This window comes from Pseudomonas sp. R62, from assembly GCF_000257605.1.
Classification (GTDB): domain Bacteria; phylum Pseudomonadota; class Gammaproteobacteria; order Pseudomonadales; family Pseudomonadaceae; genus Aquipseudomonas; species Aquipseudomonas atacamensis.
Genome location: NZ_JH635998.1, coordinates 2,118,392 through 2,127,790 on the forward strand (window position 1 = coordinate 2,118,392; position 9,399 = coordinate 2,127,790).

General features: G+C 60.5%; 9 protein-coding genes and 1 pseudogene. 5 read left to right on the plus strand and 5 right to left on the minus strand.

Annotation, left to right across the window (positions count from 1 at the left end; all coding sequences use genetic code 11):
• Positions 1 to 1,125: sigma-54-dependent response regulator transcription factor AlgB (gene algB / locus OQK_RS10550; protein WP_038860838.1), on the minus strand; the 1,125-nt coding region annotated here is incomplete at its 3' end.
• 428 nt (positions 1,126 to 1,553) lie between these two features.
• On the opposite strand from algB, the gene OQK_RS10555 reads away from it, so the two are divergent.
• From OQK_RS10555 to OQK_RS10575, 5 genes and pseudogenes are all read left to right on the plus strand, one after another.
• Complete coding sequence (locus OQK_RS10555; RefSeq protein WP_016772355.1) at positions 1,554 to 1,838, plus strand: hypothetical protein; 285 nt, start codon at positions 1,554 to 1,556, stop codon at positions 1,836 to 1,838.
• 74 nt (positions 1,839 to 1,912) lie between these two features.
• Positions 1,913 to 2,077 (plus strand): DUF1328 domain-containing protein, encoded by a 165-nt coding sequence (locus OQK_RS29185; protein ID WP_003177151.1) that lies wholly within the window; start codon positions 1,913 to 1,915, stop codon positions 2,075 to 2,077.
• 2 nt (positions 2,078 to 2,079) lie between these two features.
• Complete coding sequence (locus tag OQK_RS10565) at positions 2,080 to 2,544, plus strand: inhibitor of vertebrate lysozyme family protein (protein ID WP_016772356.1); 465 nt, start codon at positions 2,080 to 2,082, stop codon at positions 2,542 to 2,544.
• Positions 2,545 to 3,259: 715 nt separating this feature from the next.
• A pseudogene (gene gltP, locus OQK_RS10570) lies at positions 3,260 to 4,590 on the plus strand (glutamate/aspartate:proton symporter GltP).
• Between the two features lie 202 nt (positions 4,591 to 4,792).
• Positions 4,793 to 6,022, plus strand: coding sequence for a nucleoside recognition domain-containing protein (locus OQK_RS10575; RefSeq protein WP_016772357.1), 1,230 nt, complete (start codon positions 4,793 to 4,795; stop codon positions 6,020 to 6,022).
• Between the two features lie 115 nt (positions 6,023 to 6,137).
• Here OQK_RS10575 and OQK_RS10580 read toward each other — a convergent pair whose 3' ends face one another.
• The 4 genes from OQK_RS10580 to OQK_RS10595 form a co-directional block, all read right to left on the minus strand.
• Positions 6,138 to 6,764, minus strand: a complete 627-nt coding sequence (locus tag OQK_RS10580; RefSeq protein ID WP_016772358.1) for an ABC-type transport auxiliary lipoprotein family protein — start codon at positions 6,762 to 6,764, stop codon at positions 6,138 to 6,140.
• Positions 6,761 to 7,699 carry an MlaD family protein gene (locus tag OQK_RS10585; protein ID WP_016772359.1) on the minus strand — a complete coding sequence of 313 codons (939 nt, stop codon included), beginning with the start codon at positions 7,697 to 7,699 and terminating at the stop codon, positions 6,761 to 6,763. The genes OQK_RS10580 and OQK_RS10585 overlap by 4 nt, the downstream gene beginning before the upstream one ends.
• A 1-nt stretch (position 7,700) precedes the next feature.
• Positions 7,701 to 8,504, minus strand: a complete 804-nt coding sequence (locus OQK_RS10590; protein ID WP_016772360.1) for an ABC transporter ATP-binding protein — start codon at positions 8,502 to 8,504, stop codon at positions 7,701 to 7,703.
• Positions 8,501 to 9,399, minus strand: an 899-nt coding sequence (locus OQK_RS10595; protein ID WP_038860839.1) for an MlaE family ABC transporter permease, incomplete at its 5' end; no start/stop codon positions are given. The genes OQK_RS10590 and OQK_RS10595, both read right to left, overlap by 4 nt.

Here is a 9,399-nt window from a genome sequence, read left to right on the forward strand (position 1 = left end):
GCTCGCTCGCTCGACCACGTTGCGCAGTTCGCGAATATTGCCCGGCCAGCGATAACCGAGCAGCGCTTCGCGCGCCTCATCGCTGAAGCCGCGCGCTGGGCGTGCGTACTCTTTGACGAAACGTGCAAGGAACCGATCGGCGAGGGTCAGGATGTCTTCGGCGCGCTCGCGCAGAGGCGGCAGATGCAGGGTAATGACGTTGAGGCGATAGAGCAGGTCTTCGCGGAAACGGCCGTCGCGGACCATGTCTTCGAGGTTGAGGTTGGTGGCGGCGAGGATGCGCACATCGGCGCGGCGAGTGACCGGATCGCCGACCCGCTCGTATTCCTTGTCCTGGATGAAGCGCAGCAACTTGGGTTGCAAAGTCAGCGGAAAGTCGCCGATCTCGTCGAGAAACAGCGTACCGCCGTCCGCCTGGTTGACCCGACCCAAAGTACTCTCGCTGGCGCCGGTGAACGCGCCACGGCTGTGGCCAAACAGCTCGCTTTCCATCAGCTCGGCAGTCAGCGACGGGCAGTTGATCGTGACGCAGGATTTCTTCTCGCGCTTGCTCCAGCCGTGAATCGCACGGGCCAGTTCACCTTTACCCGTGCCGGACTCGCCAAGGATAAGAATGTTGGCGTCGGTGCTTGCGACCTGCCGGGCCGTTTCCAGCACGACTTTCATCGCCGGGCTGTGGGAATCGAGACCGTCTTTCGGTTTGCGGATCTCGCCTTCCAGCGCTTCGAGCCGCGCGGAGAGCTGGCGCACTTCCAGCTGCTTGGCGGTGGCCAGGCGCAGTTGATCAGGGCTGCACGGCTTGACCAGATAATCGGCGGCGCCGGCCTGGATGGCATCAACGGCGGTGTCGACCGCCGAATGGGCGGTGACGATCACTACGCGCATCCACGGCGCCTGAATGCGCATCTGCGCGAGGACGTCGAGACCGTTGTCCTCGCCCAGGCGCAAATCAAGGAAGCACAGATCGAAGACCTGACGTTGCAGCAAAGCATCGGCCTGGGCCGCGCTATTGGCGGTGGCTACCGTATAGCCTTCGTCTTCGAGGCAATAACGAAACGTACGCAGGATGGCGGATTCATCGTCCACCAGCAGAATGCGGCCTTGTTGCTCAGTGGCAGATTCCATTTTTCCTACGCTCCATAGTGATTAGTCTTGGGTTAGTCCCGGAAAAATCGGGCAAGTTGCATGGTTGATTCTGAACGATACCAGCCATAGGAGGGTAGCTCTCTACTGCCATAACGGCCAATTCATTGATTTCGTTGAGTTTTAAAACATTCTGCGTTTTGCAGGGCAGATCCTGCGTCCTCTTCTGACATCTGCGTACCGGTAGCAATTCCATATCATCGAAATTTCCCACGAAATAATCGTGCATTGCGCACGACCGCAGAAGAGCCATCGTGCAGGATGCGTCTTAGGAAATTTCTCAACCACGTATAACTCATTGTTTTTATTGGTTTTTTCACAGATGAAAAAACTGGCATGCAGGCTGCAATACCTCACTCAGCCCGGGCAGAACAGCACTGCCCCAACCGAACAAGCGTGAGGAACACAGGATGACTCGCCCAATCGCCGCCCAAGTACGTATTTCGCCACTGCAGATCCAGCAAGGTCTGTTCGGTGTACTGGCGTTGCTGATCACCCTGATCGTCTGCCAGCAGTACATGAGCTGGGAAAACAGCCGCAAACCCGAGCCACTGATTTCGATGCAGCACAGCACTCAAACGCACTTCAGTGCCGTGAGCAGCAGCCAGGTTGAAAACGCTTCGATGCACATGATTGATGTCGACCAGGCGCAACCGCTGGATCAATTGCCACGGGAAGAGCGCTGGGTTTTCTAAGCCTTTGAACACATTCAGGCGCGTAGCGCCGGAAACCGGAAACACCCCTAAATAGAGAAGTAAGGAGAATCACCATGTTGAGCTGGGCAATTACATTCTTGATCATTGCCATCATCGCCGCCGTTCTGGGCTTCGGTGGTATCGCGGGCACCGCCACGGGTATCGCCAAGATTCTCTTTGTCGTGTTCCTGGTGATGTTCATCGCTTCTTTCTTCTTTGGCCGTCGCGGCCGAGGTTAACGATGATCGGTCTCAAGACATTGGCCGCCGCCCTGCTTCTGGGCGGCAGTGCCATGGCCATGGCGGCCAATGACGGCCAGACCCGGGTCAACGAACTGCTCGCCTCCGACGCGCAGTACCGTGAAACCTGGGAAGGCGTGATCAAAAAGGAAGAGCGCGTACCGGAATGGGTGATCAACCTGTCCGGCACCTCCGAACAACAGATGCATGCCGTTACGGAAGATGGCGACCAGTATCTGGTCGGTCCGCTCTGCGAGAGTCAGGACAAGTGTCTGAATCACCGTTTGATCGTGGCCTTCAGCTTCGACAAAGATGACGCCTACGCCATGCTGGTCGATGTGCCGGAAGGTCTGCCGCAGGACAAGTCGCCGACGCGACACGCGACTTATCGCTTTTTCGGCAAACCTGATCAGGGCATGCAGGATCTGCTGATGGAAACCCTGAAGAAAGATCCGAAGTGGTACTGACGCAGGACGCGCAAAGGTTTCGAACACGAAAGCAGCGCCCCGCTGCTTTCCATTGCACCGCCCGATGAGGGTCGGTGCATGACCAGGGGGCCGGGACGTTCTGACTGATACAGGGTCGGAGTGACCTACGGGTACAGGGAGTACCTGCGCAAGGGCCGGGTCAGGGTAAAAGGTGCGCCGCAGGTTCGTCGACCCGGTGGTCTGACGAATCTGCGCTGGGCTTTGAATCCGCTAAAACATTGATCCAGCACGCCAAATTCCTTTTTTCAATCGTCGACACTGCGAGGAATACATTTCGCGGTGTTTCCTGGCGACCGTATATCGACAAAGATCGCGCTCGTTCCGTGTGACTTCTAGTCTTGCGATTCAGACTTTTTCCGGAAATTTCAGCTGGTTTTGCCTGTGCAAATTTTAACCAGGCCACGCTGTAATGGCCGGTTCACGGCACTTATGCCGGCACAAATGTCACAATCGAACCGCTTGGGACGCCAGTTTCAAATGAAAAAGCTCATGCCGATTAGGCATAGGGTAGGCGTTTACGGCATTAGACGGCGCCACCTTGCATCGGAATAGTTGCGCCTTTTTTCGCCTGCCGAAGAGCCGTAAACACGCGCTTCGGGGCACCTTATACGGAGGCAGATGCACAGACTTTTCCGCTGATGAGCGTTCCAGTTCCTGCATGTGCCTGAGTCAAACGCAAGTAAGGGTAAAGATAATGAAGAAGGCAAAAATCAGCCTCGCCTGGCAGATCCTCATCGGTCTGATTCTGGGGATTGCAATTGGTGCGTTGCTCAACCACTTCAGCGCTGAAAAGGCCTGGTGGATCAGCAACGTCCTGCAACCGGCAGGCGATATCTTTATCCGTCTGATCAAGATGATCGTGATCCCGATCGTCATTTCCTCGCTGATCGTCGGCATCGCTGGCGTCGGCGACGCCAAGAAACTCGGGCGTATCGGCCTGAAGACCATCATCTATTTCGAGATCGTCACCACCATCGCCATCGTTGTCGGTCTGGTGCTGGCCAACGTGTTCCATCCGGGCACCGGCATCGACATGAGCACCCTGGGCACGGTGGACATCTCCAAGTACCAGGCGACCGCCGCCGAAGTGCAGCATGAACATGCATTCATCGAAACCATCCTCAACCTGATCCCGTCGAACATCTTCGCGGCCATGGCTCGCGGCGAAATGCTGCCGATCATCTTCTTCTCCGTGCTGTTCGGTCTCGGCCTGTCGAGCCTGCAGTCGGACCTGCGCGAGCCGCTGGTGAAGATGTTCCAGGGCGTTTCGGAAAGCATGTTCAAGGTCACCCACATGATCATGAACTACGCCCCGATCGGCGTGTTCGCACTGATCGCGGTGACCGTGGCCAACTTCGGCTTCGCCTCGCTGCTGCCGCTGGCGAAACTGGTGATCCTGGTTTACGTCGCCATCGCCTTCTTCGCCTTCGTCGTGCTGGGCCTGATCGCCAAGCTGTTCGGCTTCTCGGTGCTCAAGCTGATGCGCATCTTCAAGGATGAGCTGGTACTGGCCTACTCCACCGCTTCCTCGGAAACCGTGCTGCCACGCGTGATCGAGAAGATGGAAGCCTACGGCGCGCCGAAGCCATCTGCAGCTTCGTGGTACCGACCGGTTACTCGTTCAACCTCGATGGCTCGACCCTGTACCAGTCGATCGCGGCGATCTTCATTGCCCAGCTGTATGGCATCGACCTGTCGATCAGCCAGCAACTGCTGCTGGTGTTGACGCTGATGGTCACCTCCAAAGGTATCGCCGGCGTACCGGGCGTGTCTTTCGTGGTGCTGCTGGCCACTTTGGGCAGCGTTGGCATCCCGCTGGAAGGTCTGGCGTTCATCGCCGGTGTCGACCGCATCATGGACATGGCGCGTACCGCACTGAACGTGATCGGTAACGCCCTGGCGGTGCTGGTTATCGCGCGCTGGGAAGGCATGTACGACGACGCCAAGGGCGAGCGCTACTGGAACTCCCTGCCGCACTGGCGCAGCAAGGAAAAACTGCCGGCTGGCGAAATTTCCAAGAACTGATGCAAAACCCTGTGGGAGCGAGCCTGCTCGCGAAGACGGTGTATCAATCTACAGAGATGTTGAATGTGCCGGCCTCTTCGCGAGCAGGCTCGCTCCCACAGTGATTGATGCACGCCCCACCAACGAACCCCGGAGCAATCCGGGGTTTGTCGTTTCTGGCGACCCCGCTATCATTCGCCGCATTCTTCGGGGGATTTGACTGATGCTTAATGGCCTGTGGCTTGGCTTCTTCATCGTGGCAGCCGTATCGGCGCTGGCGCAGTGGCTGATCGGCGGCAACGCCGGGATCTTCGCTGCGATGGTGGAAAGCATTTTCGCCATGGCCAAGCTGTCGGTCGAAGTCATGGTGCTGCTGTTCGGCACCCTCACCCTGTGGCTGGGCTTTCTGCGCATCGCCGAAAAGGCCGGGATCGTCGAGTGGCTGGCCAAGGTGCTCGGCCCGCTGTTTCTGCGGCTGATGCCGGAAGTCCCCGCCGGCCACCCTGCCCTAGGCCTGATCACGCTGAACTTTGCCGCCAACGGCCTTGGCCTGGACAACGCCGCCACGCCGATCGGCCTGAAAGCCATGAAAGCGCTGCAGGAGCTCAATCCCAGCTCCACCATCGCCAGCAACGCGCAGATCCTGTTTCTGGTGCTCAACGCCTCGTCGTTGACCCTGCTGCCCGTGACCATCTTCATGTACCGCGCCCAGCAAGGCGCGCCGGATCCGACGCTGGTGTTCCTGCCGATTCTGCTGGCGACCAGTTGCTCGACTATCGTCGGTTTTCTCTCCGTAGCTTTCATGCAACGCCTGCGCATCTGGGACCCGGTGGTGCTCGCCTATCTGCTGCCCGGCGCGCTGATTCTTGGCGGCTTCATGGCCCTGCTCGGCACGCTTTCCGCGACAGCGCTGGCGGGATTGTCGTCGATCCTCGGCAATCTCACGCTGTTCGGCCTGATCATGCTGTTTCTGCTGATCGGCGCGCTGCGCAAGGTCAAGGTGTACGAAGCGTTCGTTGAAGGCGCGAAAGAAGGCTTCGATGTGGCGAAAAACCTGCTGCCGTATCTGGTGGCGATGCTCTGTGCGGTTGGCGTATTGCGCGCGTCTGGTGCGCTGGATTTCGGCCTGGACGGCATTCGGCATCTGATCGAGTGGGCCGGCTGGGACACGCGCTTCGTCGATGCGCTGCCGACGGCGATGGTCAAACCGTTCTCCGGCAGCGCCGCACGGGCGATGCTCATCGAGACCATGCAGACTTCCGGCGTCGACAGCTTCCCAGCGCTGGTCGCGGCGACGGTGCAGGGCAGTACCGAAACCACGTTCTATGTGCTGGCGGTGTACTTCGGCGCGGTGGGGATTCAACGCGCACGGCACGCGGTGGGGTGTGCGTTGCTGGCCGAGTTTGCCGGAGTGGTGGGCGCTATCGGGGTCTGCTACTGGTTCTTCGGCTGAGCAAAATTCCCATGTGGGAGCGAGCCTGCTCGCGAAGTCGGAGTGTCAGTCAACGCTTAAGTGACTGATACACCGCTTTCGCGAGCAGGCTCGCTCCCACAGGAGCTGTGGTGTGTCAGCGGGGTTGCGGGGCGAGTTTCTGGCCTTGCTCCACGGCCCAGGCCACAACCTTGGCCGTAAGGCGATCACTGGCCTGACCAAACCCGGCGACCACCGCTGGCACCTGCACATCGCTCAACGGCTGGCGCTCTTCAAAACGGCGGCTGGCGAGGATGCGCTGGTCATAGCCGCGCACCAGCAACGCATCGACCCGCACCACAACGCCGGCCTGGGTGCCCTGATATTCCGTCTGAAACGCCTGCAAACTGCCGCCCAGTTCCAGATCCGCCTGGAAGTTGCTGTCGTCGGTGCTCAGCAGCGTCACCCGACCATCCCGCGCGAAGCCATCGAGCAGGCGATTGCGCAGCAGCACCGGCGCCGGATCACTCCAGCGCGAGCCTTTGTAGCTGCTGATCACATTGCCCTGCGGGATCACGGCAATGCTCGGCCGGTTCAGTGCTTCGCTGGCCTGCAACTTATTCAAGCGCAGCGACCACGACTGCGTCGCCGCCGGGCTGGCCGAGGCGGGCGCTTGCGCGGCGGGCAGGCGGTAGACGTCCGAAGGTTCCGACTTGGGCAAGATCGAGCACGCGCCGATCAGGGTCAGGCCAGCGCCGAGCAGGGCGATTCGAGTCAGTTTCATGGGGTGAATTCCTTGTTCTTGTCGCTGCCCAACAGATAGCCGCTGGGATTGGCCTCGAGGCGTTGGGAAATGGCGCGCAGCGAGGTCAGCGTCTCGCGCAGTTCGCGAATCGCCGGGGCCAGGCCGTTGAGGCCCTGCATGCCGTTATCCAGCGAATTCTGGTTTTTGCTGAGCAAGCCGTTGATGGTCACGCTGCTTTGCTCCAGCGACTTCATCGCCTGTTCGGCACTGCCCAAGGCCTGCTTGCCCTGATCGTTAAGCAGGCCGTTGGCGTTGCGCATCAACAGTGAGGTCTGCTCGAGCATGCTGCCGGCCTGTTTGCCGACGGTCGCCAGTTGCTGCATGGCTTGCTTGATGTCGCCGCGCTGGTCGTTGATGGTGCCGGTGGTCTGTTCCAGATGGGCAAGGGTCTTGCTCACACGCTCGACGTTTTCCGCGGAGAACATGTGGTTGGCGTTTTGCAGCAAGGCGCTGATGCCGGTCATCAAGTCGCTGCTGTCGTTGAGCAGGCGGGAAATAGGCGAGGGCGAGGCGACCAGAGTTGGCAGCTTGCCGTCATGCCCGCGCAGTTTCGGGCTCTCGGGTGTGCCGCCGCTGAGCTGGATGATCGAGGTGCCGGTGATGCCGGTCAGCGCCAGTTTGGCCTGGGTGTCTTCCTTGACCGGCGTGTCGCCCGCCAGACGAATCCGCGCCAGCACCCGGCGCGGGTCCTGCGGGTCGAGGCGCAGGCTGACCACGTCACCGACCTTGATCCCGCTGTACTGCACCGAGCTGCCCTTGGACAGACCGCTGACCGCCTCGTTGAACACCACTTCGTAATCCTTGAACTCGGTGTCGACGCTGGATTTGGCCAGAAACAGGCCGAAGAGCAGGGCGCCGGCCACGACGATCACCGTGAACAGGCCGATCAACACATGATGGGCTCGGGTTTCCATATCAGACCTCGTTGAGCTGTTTGGCGGCGTCCAGCGCCGAGCGGCCGCGCGGGCCGTGGAAGTATTCATGAATCCACGCGTCGGCGGTTTCCGAGACGTCGTCGATAGGGCCGGCGACCAGCACTTTCTTCTGCGCCAGCACCGCCACGCGATCGGTGATGGTGTACAACGTGTCGAGGTCGTGGGTGACCAGAAACACACTCAGACCCAACGCATCACGCAGGGTCAGGATCAATTGATCGAACTGCGCCGCGCCAATCGGATCAAGGCCGGCGGTGGGTTCGTCGAGAAACAGAATGTCCGGATCCAGCGCCAGGGCCCGCGCCAGCGCCGCACGCTTGATCATGCCGCCGGACAACGACGCCGGGTATTTGTCCGCTGCCGACAGCGGCAGCCCGGCCAGCGCCAGTTTCACCGCCGCCAGGTGCTCGGCGTCGTGACGGCTGAGGCCGGCGTGTTCGATCAGGGGCAGGGCGACGTTCTCGGTCACGGTCAGCGAGGAAAACAGCGCGCCTTTCTGGAACAACACACCGAAGCGCCTTTCGATCAGCGAGCGTTCATGCTCGGGCAGATTCGGCAGGTTCTGGCCGAAGACCTTGACCATGCCTTCGCTGGGCCGATTCAGCCCGACGATGCTGCGCAGCAGCACCGATTTACCGGTACCGGAGCCACCCACCACGGCGAGGATCTCGCCTTTGTACACGTCCAGATCAAGGTTCTCGTGCACGCTCTGCGGTCCGAAGCGATTGCACAGGCCACGGACTTCGATCACCGCCTCCGAGGGCGCGCGGGGTAGACGACTCACCAGCCCATCTCCATGAAAAACAGCGCGGCCACCGCATCGAGCACGATCACCACGAAAATCGACTGGACCACGCTGGAGGTGGTGTGCGCGCCGACCGATTCGGCGCTGCCGCTGACCTTGAAACCTTCCAGGCAACCGATCGCCGCGATCAGGAAGGCGAAGATCGGCGCCTTCACCAGCCCGACGAGAAAATGCTGAATGCCGATGTCCGATTGCAGCAGCGAGAGGAACATCGCCGGCGAGATGTCCAGCGACACTGCGCAGACCACACCGCCACCGACGATCCCCGAGAGCATCGCCAGAAACGTCAGCATCGGCAGCGCCACCAGCAGCGCCAGCACGCGCGGCACCACCAGCAATTCGATCGGGTCGAGGCCGAGAGTACGGATCGCGTCGATTTCTTCGTTGGCCTTCATCGAGCCGATCTGTGCGGTAAAAGCACTGGCGGTGCGCCCGGCCATCAGGATCGCCGTGAGCAGCACGCCGAATTCGCGCAGGAACGAGAAGCCGACCAGGTCCACGGTGAAAATCGTCGCGCCGAAACTGGCCAGCACTGTGGCGCCGAGAAACGCCACCACCGCGCCCACCAGAAACGTCAGCAGGGCCACGATCGGCGCGGCGTCGAGGCCGGTCTGCTCGATGTGCGCGATCATCGGCGTGATGCGCCAGCGCTTGGGCCGCAACAGCCCACGGGCGATGACTTCAAGGATCAGGCCGACGAAGCCGAGCAGTTGCAGCGTGTCGGTCCAGACCTTGTCCACCGCGCGGCCAATGCGCGTCAGCAGTTGCACGCTGACGCTGATTTCCGGCTCCTTGATCGGCACGCAGAAATCACTCAGCGAGCAGTACACGGTTTGCAGCAAGGCGCGGTCGGCAGTTGAAAGGGTGCAATCGG